Genomic DNA, 17849 nt, shown 5'->3' with positions numbered 1-17849 from the left:
TTGCATTGAGTTTAAATAGTAGTTGTATTTTTTTGTGATTTTTGTTGTTTTATCAATAAATTGATTTTTGCCAGTGTTTTAAAATTGTAATTAACTTTTTCCAAAAAAAGTTAAAAAAGCGCCCAAAAACTGGACACCTTTTTAAAATTATCTCATCAAACTGAGAAACTCGGGAAAATGTTTAAAATACAATTAGCTGTTGGAATTTTTTTGGATAATTTGGTTTATTTTTGCTTCAAGACTTTTTGTTTCAAAAGGCTTTTTTGCTAAAGTTTTGTCTTTTTCAAGAGCACCAAATTTTGATTTTGCACTTATTTGTAAAATCAAAATTAAAAAGCTAAAAATTAGACTTATTCACATTTTTGTATAATTAGGAAAATCAGAAAAAATTGAATCTGTGACGGTGGTTTCGCCAATTTTTACACTAACATTTTGCTCAACTTGAGCCGGTTGAAGGGCGACAATAAAGAAACTTAAAATAAAAATAATTATGGATAAAGTAAAAATAAATTTATAAAATCCTTTGAGATCGCCAAATTGTTTTCATAAATAAATATGTTGCGTTAAAATTAAAAAGAACAGAATAAAACCAAAAACAATAACAAGTGAAATTAGACTAATAAAAATTGGTCAAAGTGGCAATGAAGTCGATTTGCTTCTAGCAATTTCAGTAATTTCTTGAGTTGTTAAATTAGAAAAACTACCTTTTGAAACAAAATCAATTTCCCAATCGATTCGTTCAAGAAACTGCCAAATTTGCACAAATGAGAAAATTATAATTATTAAAAGCAAAATTTTACTTATTAATTGTAAAACTTTACGAGTAAAATAGGGTGCAATAAAAAAGTAAATTTTGGCACTTCGTGATTCTAAATTAGTTATCAAGATCAATTCGCTCCTTTGTTATTGCATCAAAAATGTGAATCCTTTCTAAATTAAAGCTAACTTTAACTTTTTGATCTAAAAAGTATTCAAAAATATTGTTCTGGTTGGAAATTAATTCAAGTTGATCGCTGACTTTAATTGCAACAAGTTGATCTTTACCAATTAGCTCAACATTAGTAATAATACCGTCAAATTGGGCTTGATTTTGGTTTAGATAAATATCTTCTGAACGAAAACCGACTTGTAATTCTTGATTTTGACTTAATAAATTTGCCAATTTTTGATCAACTTCAAATCAAATTGGCGCCTTTTTTGCCTTTATTTGGTTGTTCTCAACAACACAATCAAATAAATTCATTGTTGGCGAACCGATAAATGTGGCAACAAAAGTGTTTTTAGGTTTAAAATATAATTCTTTTCCTGTTCCATTTTGCTGAATTTTACCGTCATTAAAAACTACAATTTGGTTTCCCATCGTCATTGCCTCAAGTTGATCATGAGTTACATAAATACTTGTAGTTTTAAGCATTCTGTGAATATTTACAATTTCACGGCGCATTGATTCACGCAATTTTGCATCTAAATTTGAAAGTGGTTCGTCCATTAAAAAAACTTGCGGTGCACGAGCAATTGCCCGTCCAATTGCAACCCTTTGACGTTGACCACCAGAAAGATCACGCGGTTTTGAGTATAGATAGTCGCTGATTTTTAAAATTTGGGCAACATTTTTTACTTTTGAGTCAATAATGTCGCGTCTTTCTTTTGCAATTTTGAGTCCAAAAGAAATATTATCATAAACATTCAAATGCGGATAAAGGGCATAAGACTGGAAAACCATTGCAATATTTCGCTGATGGGGCGGGAGGTTATTGTATCGTTTGCCATTAAAAATTAAATCACCTTGAGTAATTGAATTTAGACCGGCAATCATTCTTAAAAGCGTTGTTTTTCCTGAACCTGAAGGTCCTAAAAAGATGCAAAAATTACCACTTTCAATTGTAAGATCAATTGCCTCGAGTGTATATTTGTCATTACCTTCATATTTTTTTGAGACATTATTAAGAACAATTTTGGCGCCTTTTGTTTCTTCTTGTTGTTGGCCAATTTTTGCAACCATTTTATTTAAATCAATTTGATTTAAATCTAAATTAAGATCTTCAAGTTCAAAAAGTTTTTTATTTTTTTCCATAATTAACCTTTAACAGCTCCTTCAGAAAGTCCGCCAATTATGTATTTTTGTAAATACATAAATAAACCAAGCGCAGGAAGAGCTGCAAGTAGAGCCCCAGCTGCATAAGCACCAGCATTGACATGTTTTGGCTCGACATTAATAAATGTTTCAAGCCCAACAGCAAGAGTTAAGTCTTGAATATTGAAAAGCACAAATCTTGGCAAAATAACATCGGTAAATGGTGTTAAAAAAGATCAAAGTGCGACCATAATTATTGCAGGTCGTAAAACCGGTAATAAAATTTTGAAAAAAACACCAAAATTTGAACAGCCATCAATTTTTGCTGAATCATCAAGTTCGCGGGAAATACTATCTAAATAAGCCTTGAGCATGAAAGTATTTCCAGAAACTGCCCCACCTGAGTAAATAATCACTAACATAAATATTGGTGAAATTCCGCCAATTTGGCCAATTTGGACTAAAATATAGAGAAAAATTAACGAAGAAGTTGCCGGAATCATTTGCAATAACATAATTATTGTCAAAGAATGTTTTGAACCTTTAAAGCGAAAACGTGAATAAGCATAACTATTTAAAGCAACGGCAGTAGTTGAAATAACCATCGTTAAAAGCGCAATTGTTAGCGTATTTCCGTACCAAGAGAAAAAATAGGACCGTTCAGAAGTGAATAAATAAGTGAAATTATCAAAACCAAAAACAAACGGTGTAATTGTAATAAGTCGAGTATTAGCAACATTAAAAGTTGCAATAATTAGCGAAACTATTGGAAATAAAACAACAACAGACCAAGAAATTAAAATTAAATAATTAAGAAAAATTCAAAGCAACTCAATTGGCTTAATATCGCGCTCATCACTTAAATTTAGACGTTTTTTTGGACTAGCATTTTTGGCAACAAATTCATAACTAGCAATTTTTGACACTAATAAGTTCATAATTTTATCTCCTTTGCATTGATTTTATAAAACCACGAAGGGCAAAACTAATACTAATTAGCGCTGCCAGTGTTGAAAGTGCGGCGGCAAAAGCTTGGTGTCCGTCAATTTTTATTCCTTGAGTTGTTAGTTTGAAGACCCAAGAAATAATAATGTCTGTTGAGGCCTCACCAAATGGGGAGGCATTTGCATAAGCAGGACCACCGCCTGTGAAAATTGAAATTGTTGTAAAGTTATTAAAGGCGCCGACAAATTGTCCAATTAACATTGGCGCAATTCCCAGAAGCAGCTGTGGAAGCGTCAGTTTTCAGAAAATTTGCGATTTTGAAGCCCCATCAACGGCGCCAGCCTCGTAAATTTCACCCGAAATTGCCTGCAGATTTCCAGTAACAAGCATAAAAATAAAGGCATAACTAATTCAAGTCTGGACAACAATCAGTAAAACTCGGGCCGTACCAATTTGGTTTAGTCAAGAAATTCCATCTTTAATAAGTCCTAAATTAATTAAAATTAAATTAATATAACCTTTTGAATCAGCGGCAAACATTGAACGAATAAAAGACAAAGAAACAAACGCAGGCACTGCTCAAGGTAAAATAAATATTAGGCGAAAAATCTTTTTACCTTTAATTCGGGAAGAATTTGTTAAAATTGCAATTAAAATTCCTAAACCAATCGGAAATAGTGTTGATAAAACTGTCCAAATTGCAGTCCAGCCAAGAACCGAAGCTAGTGATTGAAACAGTCCAAGTTGGCGATAATCCCACCATTTTCCTCATTGTTTAAGTCCAACTCAGTTAACTGTTTGACCTGGGGCAGCATGATTGTAGCCATAATCAGTAAAAGAAATTAAAACTGAAGTAATTATTGGCGCAGCAACGATAAAAATCATTAAAGCATGGCCAATTAGTGAAATCATTCACGGAAATCCGGTAGTCTGGAGTCACTGTTTTGAATAGAGTCATTTTCCCGGAACAACGCCAGCTTCCATTGCTTTTGCAATTCTTCAGGCCGAAATTGCCCCAATTAGAAAGTAAACTAGCACAAAAGCCATTAAAATTACCGACAGGACGCCACCAAAAAGATAAAAACGTGCATCAGTAAAAATACCATCCCGGGGCGAGTGTAGATTTGCTCCTAAGTCAGCAAAGCCCGGAATTCCGCCCATTTTTGACCAGTAAGCCCCAAATGAAAAGGGAATTATAAAAGCATAAGAAATTATACTAACAACTGAAAGTAAAGATCCTTTGATAAACTGACGAAATACAAATAACTCAGCAAGTCCTGGGAAGATTAAATTCAAAAAGAAGCTAATAAAACGGACGTTTTTTATTGTCTCAACAGGATAAGATTTTAGTGCTTCATTTGCTTTTGATTCATAAATTTTTTTGTTAACTTTTAGTTCGTTAAAATAACGGTAATTATTTGTTTTGAGAATTTGTTTGAATTTTGTTATTTTAGAGCTCAAAAACAGCGTTCTTTTTTGGTCAGTTTTTGCAATTTTGGCTTGTTTTTGCAAATTTTTAAAGGCTGTTTTGGCAATTTCGTTTTGCTGAAGCCTTTTTTTGTTTTTTGCAACACTCTCAAGATAATTTTGCTTGATTTGGCTGACCTTTGTTTTAATTTCTTCTTGCTGAGTTTTAAAATCTGGACTTGATTTTAAAACTTTGAGCTCGTATTTTGCAAGAATTTTTTCATTTATAAATTTTATCCGTGTCTTAAAGTCTTCAATTGTTTTTTCTCTGGTTGCCCAGCCTAGATCCTGAAGATAATGGCCTTTGTATGAATACTGTTTTAAATATTTAGCTTTTTGGAGCAAAATTTGCCATTTTAGGCTTGATTTTGCTAGTTTTTTTATCAAAAAGCTACCATAAAAACCAAAATAATGACTTTTAATTAAATCAAAAAGTTGTTGATTTTCATCTTTTAATTTATGGAAAAAATCTAGTTTATCTTTTAAAATTTGACTGTGATTTTCTAGGGAAATATCTAAATCTGGAATTTCAAAATTTTGATTTTTTTGAATGGCGTAAAATAATTTAATCGCCTGATCAAGGAAATTTATTTTTGTCTGGGACAAACTAAAGGCAAGATATTTTTGTTTTTGAGCACTAATTTTGCTAATTTGGGCATTAATTTCGTGCTTAAATTCATTTAGTTTGCTAATATTTTTGGACTCAAAAGCGATAATTTCCTGCTTTTTTTCGCTAATTAATTCTCTTTGGGCTGCATTTTGCTGATTTGCTTGTTGTTTTAGGAAATCAATTGCATTTTTATAACTATATTCGAGCGAAATTATTTTTTGTTTTGCTTTGAGTTCTAAATTTGACTTTCTTTTTTTATATAGGTCAGTTTGTAACTCTTTGGTTTCAGTGTATTTTTTTTTAGCTAAAGCTGATTTTTTTAATAGTTCTTCTTGTTTTTGTTTAATTTGCTGATAAAAATTGACAAAAAAATCACTTTTTAGATTTGACTGAGCTAAGAATTTTTTGCCGTCTTCATCAAGAAATTGGCTAATTTTGTTTAGATCAAAGTCAAAATCTTGGTATTTTCTAACATAATTTAGGCAGACTTGGAAAATGAAGTGTTTTTTTATTAAGTCAACTTCAGATTCTAAGGTTGATTTTTTTGTTTTTTCAAACAATTCAACTTTAACTTGCGGGCTATCTTCTGTTTGGTTGAGTGATTTTGAAAAATCTTTAAATCAACTGCGAAGATTTTTAAGCTCTTTTTCAATTTTTTTAATTTCAAAACTGAGCAATTTTTCAACTGAAACTGCAAAATTAAGTTTGATATAAGCGTCTTTGAGAACTTTAAGCTCATTTTTAAAGGCGATTTTTTGACTATGTAATTCGCGTTTTAGATTGTCGCGAATTGTTTGCCGGGCCCGTAAAAACAGCTCTTTTTCAATGTTTTCTTGAATTTTGATCTTATCTAAAAATCTTGAGTGAGTAATTTTTGCGCTATGATAATAAGATTTTAGCGTTTTAGCCTCAATATCAATAATCGTGTCAAATTTCTTGCCATAATAATTATAGAGTTGTAATTTATGCATTAAAACCGCCACTTGCTAATTTGTATTTTGTAATAATTCGTTTAAGTCGGTAAATGTAAGTTGAATAAATCAAGACAACAACAATCAACCCAGAAAAAATAGAGATAAAAATTCCGCTTATTAATTCAGCACTATTTAATTTTTCAGCTCCTTGAAAATAAGGATAGCCGGCCATTGAACAAAAGACAAAAATCCAAAAAAAGTAGAATAAATAGCCAATTTTTACTTTTGAATAAGCCAAAAAAAGGTAGATTCCAAAGAAAATCACAAATAAATTTGTCCCAATATAAGCACTTAATTTTCCGGCTGCTAAATTTGAGGCTAAAATTTCGCGTTGATTTTCCTGATCTGTTTTACTGATTTGATCTAAATGTGTCCCAAAAACAAAAGGGATTAAAATTCAACTAATAAGCGCGATTGATAAAAAAGCACTTAAACTAATTAGCAAATAAAAATGTGCCTTTGGTATGTTAATCTTAAATTTAAAAGGCCCCATTTTTAACTAAAATTTACAATAACCCTGCTAGTTCCTTGGTTTGCAAGAAGAATTTTTTTGTAGTATTCAATTGCAACTTTGTCAAAAAATATTTTGGCAAAATCTTCTTCGTTTTTAATTTTGCCCAAAACACTTTTGTGGAAAACTTCTGAACCAAAAGTTTGATCATTTCAAGCACCCCAAACTGTTGAGCTAAATTGTGGATTTGATCTGTCAAAACGAGAATTATCGGTATTAAGAATTCCAACACCTTGGTTTTCAATTGTTTTATCTGAGTCAATTACGTTAAGAATTTTGTCAAAACTTTTTGATTTTAAGTACTCACTAATAATTTGTTCAGCATCGCCTAAGGTGTATTTGTCAACAGTTTGACCTGATTTTGTGGTAGTTTTTTGTGCTTTTGTTTGCTTAATTGTCTCAGGACTAACAAATGAGCGAATTAGGGCAGCACTAACATAATTATTTAAATAAGCACGCGCAATTTTTTCAATTGTTGCATCAGCAGCTGGATTTTTGGCAATTAATTTTGCTTTTTCTTGAATTTCTTTAATTTCAGCAGCAATACTTGCCTCAAGTTTTGTCAGATCGTGATTATTTTCCAAAATTAATTTACTGTACTGTTCAATTTTTTGGTCTTTTTCAGACTGCTCATCACCATTTGCACCAAAAAGGAAAGCCTCAACTTTACGAACATGCGCGGTAGTATCACTTTGGGAAATATCAAGATCGTATTTTCCAACTTTTGCATCTTTAATTCCAACTTTGAAAAAACTCTGATCAATTTGTCAGCTCTCACCATTTCCGGTGAATTTAGATAAATCTGTTTGCCCAAAAATTGTCGCCAAAGTATTACGGATTGCGGCAAATTTTTGGTATTTTTCAATTAAACTGTTAATTTTATTAGCACTTTCAACTAGGCTGGAATCAAGATTTTCTGTTTCAATTCTTGAACTAAAAGTGAGATAATTTTCTTCTGAGCTAGCATCTGGATTTGTTGTTTTGTCTCAATTTGACTCAACTGTTTGGTTGATATATTTTGGATTTGCTGTTTTTTGAATTTGGGCATTTATTGCATTTTCAATTTCGTTATCGTCTGTATATCCTAAGTCTTTTTTAAGTGTTTCAAATTTTACACTAAGAGGTTGATTAATTTTTTCAACTTCCTGTTTGATTTGATTTGTTAGTGCTTTTACAAACGGAATTTTTGAGTCATCTTGGAAATAAGCAGTGTTTGTTTTAGCCGAAAACATTATTTTAAAAAGATCATTTAGGGCTTGTTTTCTTTCAGGAGATGATGAATTATTTCGTGAGTTGATCAAAAAAGATCATGAACCTAGGGCCTGTTTAAAATCAGTTTCATTAGTTGCTTTGGTGATGTTAAAAAAAGACTTGGCATTTGCAGATTTTTCTGAGTTTTGCACATCTCAAGTTCCAATAATTGCAAATTTTAGTTTCTTTTCTTTCATTAGCCGAAAAATTGTATTTTGGGTAACATTCATATCAGATTTAATAATTTGTGCTAAATCTGCCTGTGAAATTCCCTTTTTAGACCAAATTGAATTTTTATAATCAGCTTCACTTTCATAAGCAGCTTTAAAAACTGGGTAGTAAATTTTTGCCACTGATTTAAAAGCTTCACGGAAATACTGCTGATATTCATTATTTTCCGGTTTTAAATTAGCATCAACAACCGGATCAATATCGCTATGAAGAAGACCAGAAGTAAACTGATTATTTTTGGTGTATAGCAATTTTGACATTAAATTCAACGGTTTTCCGTCTTCGTCTTTTAAATTTTCGCGCTGAGCAATTTTTTCAAGCGCACCGGCAAGAACACCATTTCCGTACCAAAAGTCTTGGATTCTAAACAGACCTTCGCCTTTTTCAACAAGCTCAGCAAGACTGTCTGTGTCTGGATTTTGCAAAATTGTCCGAGTTTGGTCTTCGTTTTCTGTTGAGGCTAGAACAATCCCTTCTTTGTTGTGTTGGATTCCAACAAATTCTGAATGGACTCTGTTATCTTTTAGACCAAAAACAGTCCCGAAATTTTTCATATTTTCTTTTTCTGTTGCTGTAGCGCCAATTTGGTCTGTAATTTCATTAAATAAATTAGGCAAAAAATCATTAAGATAAGAAACTGCTCCACCTTGGACTAAGTCGGTAATTCGGTCTTGAGGTGCATAAAAAATATCGGGTGTATTGTTTGTGTCTGTGTGGCCAACTGTTGAAAAATCTAGTGCTGAAAAGACATTTTTGGAAATAGTTCTAATTTTAAAGCCGTTTTTTGTTGCTGAATCAGTTTTGTTAAATTCTTCAATATTTTGTTTTCAATAATTTGTCTGGGCTGGGTCAACGGCGACAATAATTTCTTTATTATGGGCAAATTCGTTTACAGGACCCCCACAAGCTATTAAGGCAATAGGGCTAAAAGAAACCATTCCAAAAATTGATTTTGTTATTTTCTTCATGATAATTCCTTTCAAAAAAACACTTTTACATCTATTTAAAAACAATTTTGTGTTTATAAAAGCCAAAAACTGAAATAATTAAGCTAAAAAAGCTAAAAAAGGGAAAAACATTAGTAAAAATTGACAAAAATACTACCCATTTATAATCTTCAGTTTTTGAAAGAATGTAAATCAAGTGAATACATAAGAAAATATTGACAACTCAAGCTGTTATGCTAATAGATATTATGAATTTTCAAAAATAACTACTAAATTCGTTAGATAAAATTAGACTTCAATTTTCGGAAATTTTCCATTCATATTTTCCAAAAGCTAATAAAACTAATACTCAAAAAGTAGAAATTACAAAATTTCCAATAAATAAATAGAAGTATTCGATGATTTTAGGACGATACTTTCGTTCAAGAGGCAGTTTTCCTAAAAAAATATATCGAAACCTTGTTTTTAACGTTGGTTTTGAATTTGTCATATGTCTATACGTACTCTTTTGTAATTTTATCAAAAAAAATAATTTTTTATTAAAAAATTAAAAAAATATAAAAAAATTCTTATAAAATTATTTTTTTGTGCAAAATCAATATTTTTCTTTATTTTTTGCAAAATTAATGTATAATTATTCCATCTATTAAATCCAGTTTTTCCCGGGTTTGCCAACTTGAACGCAAAAATTCACTTTTTAGTGAATATAAATATGCAAAAATAATGGTAAATCTGTGTTTTTGTCCTAAAATCATAATTTTTATTATTTTGAATTTAGGCTTTTGCAAAAAAAAAAAAAAATGCTTGGTCTAAGAAAAAATTATGTTATAATAAGCATCACTAAGAATAATTAATAAATTGATATTGAATTAAGGGGGAATTAGTTATGTTTTTTGCATAAAAAAATCAGAAAATGCGAATTATCCATTATATTTTTAAATATGATGGAATGCCTTGAATTTACCCGTTTAGAAATCTACAAATTTAGGGCTTTTAGTTATTGTTCTTTCAAAACTTCATATGTTTTTTAGGCTCAATGTAAGTAAAAACGAGTTTTCTATTTACATTGAGTTTAAATAGCAGTTGTATTTTTTTTGTGATTTTTGTTATTTTATCGATAAATTGATTTTTGCTAGTGTTTTAAACTAAAAAAGCAGTTTAAAAATTTCATAATTTTGCTTTTTAAGTTAAAATTTTAGCTTTTTTAGTTTGCTTTATTTGATTATCTAAGGAATGGTATTTTCTAGGTCAGCTTAGAAGGTGACTAAAAAAAATATCTCAAGCAATCATTGTTTAGAGACAGGCTGAAAAAATAATTAAAAAAAAATAAAAAGAATTTTTTTATGCTAAAATAGTAGAATGCAATTTTTTTATTATTTAAATATAAAAATTTAAATTTTGCATTTATTTTTCGGCAAGTTATATTAAATTATTTAAATTTTTGCCAATAATTTGCCAAATTTTTTTATTATTTAGGTGTAAACATGCTTTTTGACTATGAAAAAAGTCTAATTCGCAAAAATTCGCGCGGAAAAATATACCTAGGACCGCTTGGCTTGTTTTTGAAGGATGAAAAGTTTCATTTTTATTTTTGATCTCCTGATGCAATTTCAGTTGAATTTTTAATTTATAAACATTTTGAAGATTCAACACCTTTTAAAGCAATAAAAATGAAAAAAACAAAAGGAGCTTGGTTTTGCAAAATTAGCGAAAAATTTGAATCATATTCATATAATTTGAAGGTTGAGCACGCTAATTCGACAACAACTTTCGCCCTTGATCCATATGCATTCAGTCTTGCTCCTTTTGATTGAACTAAAAATGAAACTCCTAAGGCCTTTTTAATTGATATTTTTTCAGAAAAAGCCGGCCAAATGCCTTCAGATATTAACTTATTTGAGGCTGATCCCAAAATTGATGCCCAGATTTACGAGCTCCATGTTCGTGATTTTAGTTCGCTTTCAAAAAAAGTCCAATATCCTGGAACTTTTATTGGAGCGATTGATAATGGTATTTTTTCTTACTTAAATAAGCTGAATTTAAACTTTTTACAATTACTTCCACTCCATTCTTGCTATACTTTTGCCCAAAAAAGTGTTCCTATTCTCCACCAAGGCGACGGAAAAGGCCATTATAGCGTTTATAATTGGGGTTATGATCCAATTGGTTTTTTTTCACTTAATTCTAGTTTTTCAACAAATCCACAAGACCCTTATGCAAAAATTGTTGAATTCCGTAATTTCGTCGACCAAGCTCACAAAAACAATATTGGAATAATTCTTGATGTTGTTTACAATCACACTTTTGAAAATTCAGTTTTTGAAAATGTTGCCCCAGGTCATTTTTATCGCGAAAATGCTGAAATTTTTCCAGTTGGATTTGCGCCTTTAGACTCCCAAAAACCGATGGCTTTTAGGCTAATTTTAGACTCACTCATTTTTTTTGTTAAATATTATAAAGTTGATGGATTTCGATTTGATTTAGCTTCATTTTTAGACAAAAAATCACTAAAAATTATCGATACAGAGCTAAGAAAAATTAATCCTAACATTTTATTATACGGAGAAGCTTGAGATTTTAGCGATTTACCTTTTTCTAAAAGACTAACAAAAGGAAAAGGTGGTAATGATTTTAACTTTGGATATTTTAATGACACAATTCGAAATGCAGTTCGAGGCAGTGATTCACCAAATGACAAAGGTCTTATTTTATCAAAAAATGCTGTAAAATTCGGCGCTTATGTCTCTTCGATTCCAGGAAATATTGCTAATTATGATTTTAAAGATTTTTACCATTCTAAAAAAAACTATGATCTTTTTGCTAATGAAATTAGTCTAAATTTAGCATATTTAACCTGTCATGATGGGCCGACTTTAGCTGATAAAATTTTGTCATCATCGCCAAAAATGGGGAAAAAACAATTTATTGAAACTTACCGGCAAGCCTTAATGTTGGTTTCTTTTGTCCAAGGAAAAGTGCTTTTTAGTTCCGGAAGTGAGTTTTGCTTTTCAAAAGTTTGTGATTTTTCTGGAGCAACTTATCAAAGTTGCCATCCAAATTTAAATCAAAAAAATCCACCTTTTGAGTTTTTAAATGCTGATTTTTTTGATTTTAATTCTTACAAGACAACAGATTTTACTAACGGTTTAAAATTTGATATTTTAAAAAATAAGCAAATTGAGGAACAAATTTTTAATTTTTTTGCCAAAATTAATGAATTTCGGCAAAAAACCGAATTTTTTAGACTAAAAACAAATCAGCAAATTAAAGATTGTCTAAATTTTGAAACTGTTGACAAAAACAAAGGATTAATTATTTTTCAAATTGACTTAGATGGTCAGGTCGTTAAAATTATTCACAATTTTTCAAATAATCAGTATGAGTATAATTTTGATGACTTTGAGATACTTTTTAATTCAAAATTGAATAATATTAACAATTTAATCCAATCTCATCAGTCTATTTTGCTAACAAAAAAGGATTAATTTTTACTAAAATGAAAACAAATTTAAAAGATAAAGTAGTATACCAAATTTTTGTCAGATCATTTTATGATGCAAATAATGACGGAAATGGCGATATTCTTGGAATTTATAATAAACTTGAATATCTTAGTGATTTAGGAGTTGACGCAATTTGACTAACCCCATTTTATGACACTAATTTTGTCGATGCGGGTTATGATGTTCTTGATTATAAGTCAATTTGGTCTAAATTTGGTAGTCTTAATGACTTTGCTAAACTGACAAAAAAAGCCCGTGAATTAAATATAGATATAATAATTGACGTGGTTTTAAATCATGTCTCAAGTCAGCATTCCTGATTTAAAAAGGCAATTGAATCGCCTGAAAACAAAGAGCATAATTATTTTATTTGAAGAGAAAAATTAAGCCCTGAAGAACAAAAAGCAACTTCAATTTTTGGCGGATCTGCCTGAGAATGACAGCCAGATGTTCAAAAATATTATTTTCACCTTTTTAGCACTGACCAAGTTGATTTAAATTGAGCCCACCCAGATACACAAGCTGCTTTTGTTGACATTATTAATTTTTGGTATGACCTTGGAGTTCGTGGTTTTCGTCTTGATGCCATCAAACATGTTGCTAAAAATTTTGACAATGTTGAACAAAATCCGTATTTTTCCTGATGCAAAGGTGCCCAAGAATATCTTGAAAAATTTAACGAACTTGCCTTTAAAAATAAGCCTGATGCCTACACTTTTGGCGAGGCTAGCGGAATAACTGTTGAAGAATTAATAAAATATGGGGCCGGAAAGTCACCTTTGGCCAACAATTTTTTTAACTTTTCATGATGATGAATCGGCTGGTCAAACAAAACTGGCAGAAACGGATTTAATGCAAATTGAGACTATCAAGATTTTATTAATGCCCAAATCCCTTTTCAACATAATGACGAAATTAGTCCGAGTTTAATGAGCAATTTTCTTTCAAATCATGATACTTCCAGGGCAATTTCTCGTTGAGGAGACTATCCATTTTTCTGAAAAGAATCAGCAAAATCGCTAGCTCTTTTACTTTTTTCAATGCGTGGAATTCCGATAATTTACTATGGTGAAGAAATTGGGATGACCAATTCTTACTTTGAAAACAGACAAGATTTTGTTGACATTGATATGAAAAATGCTTTTGCTTCACTTGTTGATACAGAAAAAATTTATTCTGAATCAGAAATGTTAATTTATGCAAATATTAACAGTCGCGATTCAGGAAGAGGTCCTTTGCGCTGAAATTTAGATAAAAACAGCGGATTTTCAAGCCAAACACCCTGAATTAACACAAGCCTTGATGACCCACGAATGAATGTTGAGAGCCAAACTTTTGACAAAAATTCAATTTTAAATTTTTATAAAAAATTAATTTTTCTTTATAAAAATGACTTAAAAGATTTGCTTGTTGACGGAACAGCAAAACTGGAAATCACCAAAGACGGAATTTGCAAAATTAGCCGTGAATTTAAAGGTGAAAAATTAATTTTTTACTTAAATTTAACAAAAAAAGAATTACCTTTTTCTGAAAAAATTCAGCAAAAACCCTTACTTTCTTCATATCAAGATCTCAAAAAACCTGAGGATTTTTTCCGCCCGTTTGAGTCAATTTTAATTAAGGAATAAAATGAAAACTAACCAATTTTTGACATATGACAATTTAAAAAAACTAGTTATTCAAAATGGCTTTGACCGAAGATTTACAGGAAAAACTGAATCAATTTTTGCCTTAACAAATGGATATTTAGGTCTCAGAAGTAGTGACGAAGAACCTGATTATTATAATAAGCCAGGATTTTTTGTAAGTGGTGTTTTTAATAAAGATGTTGAACATGAAGTTCCGGAAATTTGCAATTTAGCTGATTTAATTACAACCCCAATGTTTATAAATGAACAGCCCTTAATTCTTGATTCTGAGGACCAATATCAAAAAGTTTTTGACATAAAAAATGGATCTCTATCACGCTCAGTTAGACTTACCCGCCAAAAAAATACTATAAAAATCGACACTTTTCGTTTTGTTTCACATCAGAACCTCAATTTTTATGCCCAAAAAATTGAGGTTGAAATTATTGAAGTAAGTCCTGAAAATGAATATGTTCAAATTGAATTTCGCCCACAAATTAATGCCCAAAACACAAACACAGGAACTCAACATTTTGCCGAAGGTGAAAAATTTCGCCCTTTTGAAAATGCTCTGCAGTTAAAACAACGCTCAACTAGCTCAAATTTGTTAGTTATTCACAATTTAGTTTGCCATTTTGAAGTCGACGGTCAAAGAATCAAACCTGGAGATGACAATTTTCAAGTTGATGCCTCAAGACGACTAATACTGTTTCGAATCAAAGGAAAATTCAAAAAAGGAACAAAACTAAGTCTGATAAAATTAATGTCAGTTCATACTTCTATTGATGACTCAGAAAATTTAATTGAAGATTCTAAGCTCGAAAAACAAGCAAATTTAACACTAAAAACATTACTAAACGCCGATTTTCATGAGTCTTTTTTAGAATCAAGCCAGGCTCTTGACAAAAATTTATGACAAAAATTTCTTGTTAAAATTGACTCAAATTCCCAATTTGACCAGCTTGGACTTGATTTTGGTCTTTATCATCTAAATGGACTTTTTCGTAAAAATTCGACCGAAATTAACGCAGGGGCCAAAGGTCTAACTGGCGAAGGATATCAAGGTCATACTTATTGGGATTCAGAATTTTTTATTAATCCTAATTATCTTTTTGTTGAACCTAATGTTGTCAGAAATTTATTAATTTATCGTTATAAAGGCTTAGATGCTGCCCGAAAAAAAGCCGCTTCTGTTAAAGTCAGACCTCAAGAATCTAACCTTGAAGGAGCCCAGTTTCCCTGAGAAATGGCCTTGCCTAAAGATGGTGAAGTCTGTCCAATTTGAGGTCAGGTTGATATAATTTCTGGAAAACAAGTCCCAATTGCCTCTGCCCGTCAAGAAATTCATGTTTCAGCTGATATAGCATATGCAATTCAACAATATTTTGTTGTTACTTTGGATCAAGATTTCATGGAAAAATACGGCTATGAAATAATTTTTGATACTGCTTGATTTTACACTAACCGGGCTGAAAAAACTACTGACGGAAAATTTGAAATTAATGATGTAATGGGTCCAAATGAATACAAAGGTAATATTAACAATTCGGCCTATATTAACGCAATGGCAAAATATAACCTTGATCTAGCGCTTTTTTATTTTGAAAAAATAAAAAATACTCCAGTATTTAGAGAAGTTCTAGCAAAAATTCCTTATAAAATTGATTTTGAAAAAATCAAAATTGTTGGACAGAATTTAGTCCAACAAAAGCCAAATTCAGAGCTAATTATCGCCGAAAATGACAGCTTTTTAGAGCTAGAACGAAACGATATTAGCGAATTTAAAATGCTTGGTGATGCAGGGAAAAAACTTTTTTCACTTGTAAAAGGGCAAAAAATTCTTGCATCCCAACTAGTTAAACAAGCTGATGTTGTCTTACTTTTATACCTTTTTCCTGAACTTTATTCTGAAGAAATTAGAGCAAAAAACTTTGATTTTTATGAGGAAATTACAACACATGACTCCTCACTTTCAGCGGCAACTTATGCAATTGAAGCAATAAGACTTAACAAAATCGACAAAGCTTATCAACTTTTTCAGTACGGAATTAACATTGACTTAGGCCAAAACATGAAAAGTTCTGATGCCGGAATTCATGCCGGATCGCTTGCTGCAATTTGACAAATGGTTGTTTTTGGCTTTGGTGGTCTAACTTATTTTGATCATAAAATTCATTTAAAACCTAATTTACCAAAAGAGTGAAATTCATTAATTTATAACTTTAGTTTTCAAGGTGCAAATTTACAAGTAAGAATTGATCACTCGACTTTTAGGGTTGAAAATTTCAATAAAAAACCTGTAAAAATTTGAATAAATAATCAAGAACAACTTATAGAAAGCGTGCATTTTTTTGCAATAAACCATGAAAATTAAAGGACTGATTTTTGATCTAGATGGAATAATAACAGACACTGCCCAACTACATTTTCTAGCCTGAAAACAATCACTTTTAGCCGAAAATATTGACTTTAGCGAGACTGAAAATGCCGAATTAAAAGGGCTTTCAAGAAAAGAAACGCTAAAAGCAATTTTAGAACTAAAAAAACTGACCTGAGATGAACAAAAAATTGATACTGTCTGTTTCAAGAAAAATGAAATTTATCTAAAATTACTTGAAAATCTAAATAAAGACCATCTCTTGCCAGGAATATTAGATTTACTAACAAGTGCAAAAAGTAAAAAATTGAAAATTGCACTGGCCTCAAGTAGCCTTAATGCACCTTTAATTTTAGAAAAACTTGGAATTATTGCTTTTTTTGATTATATTGCTGATCCTAAAAAAATCAAAAAACCTAAGCCAGCGCCTGATATTTTTCTATTGGCTTCAGAAGGATTGTCTCTAAATCCCGAAAATTGCATCGGCTTTGAGGATTCTCTCTCAGGGTTTTTATCAATAAAAAGTGCAAAAATGAGATCAGTTGTTGTTTCTTTGGATCAATTTAGTGAATTTAATCAGGCTGATTTTTGATTTTCATCAACAGATCAGCTTAAAATCGACCATATTTTAACAGTTTTAAACAGTTAATCCAAAAAAATCTTTTTTAAATAACAAATTACTAAAAAAATTCAGACACAAATAATTGAGCAGCATTCCCGTCGTTCTAAGAAAATTTTCCATTTTTCTTAATAAATTCCATTATCTTTTTTCAGAAAAACCCTTAATTTTCTATTTCTTTTTGGGCTGACAGGGATTTATTTTCATAGATTTATCAAACTTTTTTCCAATTTCTTATTAAAGTGTTTCTTAAAAATGCAAAATTGACTCTTTGTGTCAATTTTGCATTTTTCTTTTTTATAAATTTGTCTAAATTCTTCCTGAAAATGCAAAATTGCAATTTTTAACCTTTAGATTTGCCAATTTTAATGTTCTTAAATTTTTCTTGAATTACGAATCTGTATCTTTTGATTTTGACACACCTTTTTGAAGATACCTAAAATTAGCGTGCTAATTTGTAATAATTTATTCTTTTTAAATGCAATATTTTTAAATGAAATTTTCACAAAAATTCTCAAATACATGTTATAATTTTATGTTAAAGAATTTCAATAGCAAGGAGAAAAAATGAAGAAAAAACTAAAACTTTTTAAATTTATCACTAATATTATTGCTTTTTCATCATTAAGTCTAAGTGTTTTTGGACCGCTTTGACACTTTCAAAATACAAAAAGCTATTCAGATTTTAAACTTGAAACTCGTGATATAGATT

Annotated in this window: 11 protein-coding genes; 4 read left to right on the top strand and 7 right to left on the bottom strand. The window is 30.4% G+C overall.

Annotation, left to right across the window (positions count from 1 at the left end):
• Window positions 1-192: 192 nt before the first annotated feature.
• The 7 genes from R7X45_RS03355 to R7X45_RS03325 are packed head-to-tail and all read right to left on the bottom strand — an operon-like array spanning window position 193 to window position 9500.
• The gene (locus tag R7X45_RS03355) at window positions 193-885 is read right to left on the bottom strand and encodes a hypothetical protein (protein WP_044284269.1); all 693 of its coding nucleotides are present in this window, start codon (window positions 883-885) and stop codon (window positions 193-195) included.
• On the bottom strand, window positions 875-2074 hold the full coding sequence (locus tag R7X45_RS03350) for an ABC transporter ATP-binding protein (RefSeq protein WP_044284268.1): 1200 nt from the start codon (window positions 2072-2074) through the stop codon (window positions 875-877). Before R7X45_RS03350 ends, R7X45_RS03355 begins: the two co-directional genes overlap by 11 nt.
• A gap of 2 nt (window positions 2075-2076) precedes the next feature.
• On the bottom strand, window positions 2077-3012 hold the full coding sequence (locus R7X45_RS03345) for a sugar ABC transporter permease (protein ID WP_155265567.1): 936 nt from the start codon (window positions 3010-3012) through the stop codon (window positions 2077-2079).
• 4 nt (window positions 3013-3016) lie between these two features.
• Window positions 3017-6067 carry an ABC transporter permease subunit gene (locus R7X45_RS03340; RefSeq protein ID WP_318055898.1) on the bottom strand — a complete coding sequence of 1017 codons (3051 nt, stop codon included), beginning with the start codon at window positions 6065-6067 and terminating at the stop codon, window positions 3017-3019.
• On the bottom strand, window positions 6060-6563 hold the full coding sequence (locus R7X45_RS03335) for a hypothetical protein (protein WP_318055897.1): 504 nt from the start codon (window positions 6561-6563) through the stop codon (window positions 6060-6062). Before R7X45_RS03335 ends, R7X45_RS03340 begins: the two co-directional genes overlap by 8 nt.
• 2 nt (window positions 6564-6565) lie before the next feature.
• On the bottom strand, window positions 6566-9031 hold the full coding sequence (locus R7X45_RS03330) for a hypothetical protein (RefSeq protein ID WP_318055896.1): 2466 nt from the start codon (window positions 9029-9031) through the stop codon (window positions 6566-6568).
• A 31-nt stretch (window positions 9032-9062) separates the two neighbouring features.
• On the bottom strand, window positions 9063-9500 hold the full coding sequence (locus R7X45_RS03325; protein WP_069099605.1) for a hypothetical protein: 438 nt from the start codon (window positions 9498-9500) through the stop codon (window positions 9063-9065).
• A 994-nt stretch (window positions 9501-10494) separates the two neighbouring features.
• Here R7X45_RS03325 and R7X45_RS03320 point away from each other — a divergent pair.
• From R7X45_RS03320 to pgmB, 4 genes are read left to right on the top strand one after another with little or no spacing between them, the layout of a single operon-like run.
• Window positions 10495-12495 (top strand): pullulanase, encoded by a 2001-nt coding sequence (locus R7X45_RS03320; RefSeq protein WP_258824978.1) that lies wholly within the window; start codon window positions 10495-10497, stop codon window positions 12493-12495.
• Between the two features lie 11 nt (window positions 12496-12506).
• Window positions 12507-14141, top strand: a complete 1635-nt coding sequence (locus R7X45_RS03315; RefSeq protein ID WP_318055895.1) for an alpha-amylase family glycosyl hydrolase — start codon at window positions 12507-12509, stop codon at window positions 14139-14141.
• A gap of 1 nt (window position 14142) precedes the next feature.
• On the top strand, window positions 14143-16515 hold the full coding sequence (locus tag R7X45_RS03310; protein WP_318055894.1) for a glycosyl hydrolase family 65 protein: 2373 nt from the start codon (window positions 14143-14145) through the stop codon (window positions 16513-16515).
• A complete protein-coding gene (gene pgmB, locus R7X45_RS03305; RefSeq protein WP_318055893.1) occupies window positions 16505-17167 on the top strand; it encodes a beta-phosphoglucomutase in 663 nt (220 codons plus the stop codon). Before R7X45_RS03310 ends, pgmB begins: the two co-directional genes overlap by 11 nt.
• Window positions 17168-17849 lie beyond the last annotated feature (682 nt).

The organism is Mesomycoplasma ovipneumoniae (genome assembly GCF_033343935.1).
GTDB lineage: Bacteria > Bacillota_I > Bacilli_A > Mycoplasmatales > Metamycoplasmataceae > Mesomycoplasma > Mesomycoplasma ovipneumoniae_G.
Note: the sequence above shows the minus strand (reverse complement) of the source record. Positions and strands in the feature narration are given on the sequence as shown.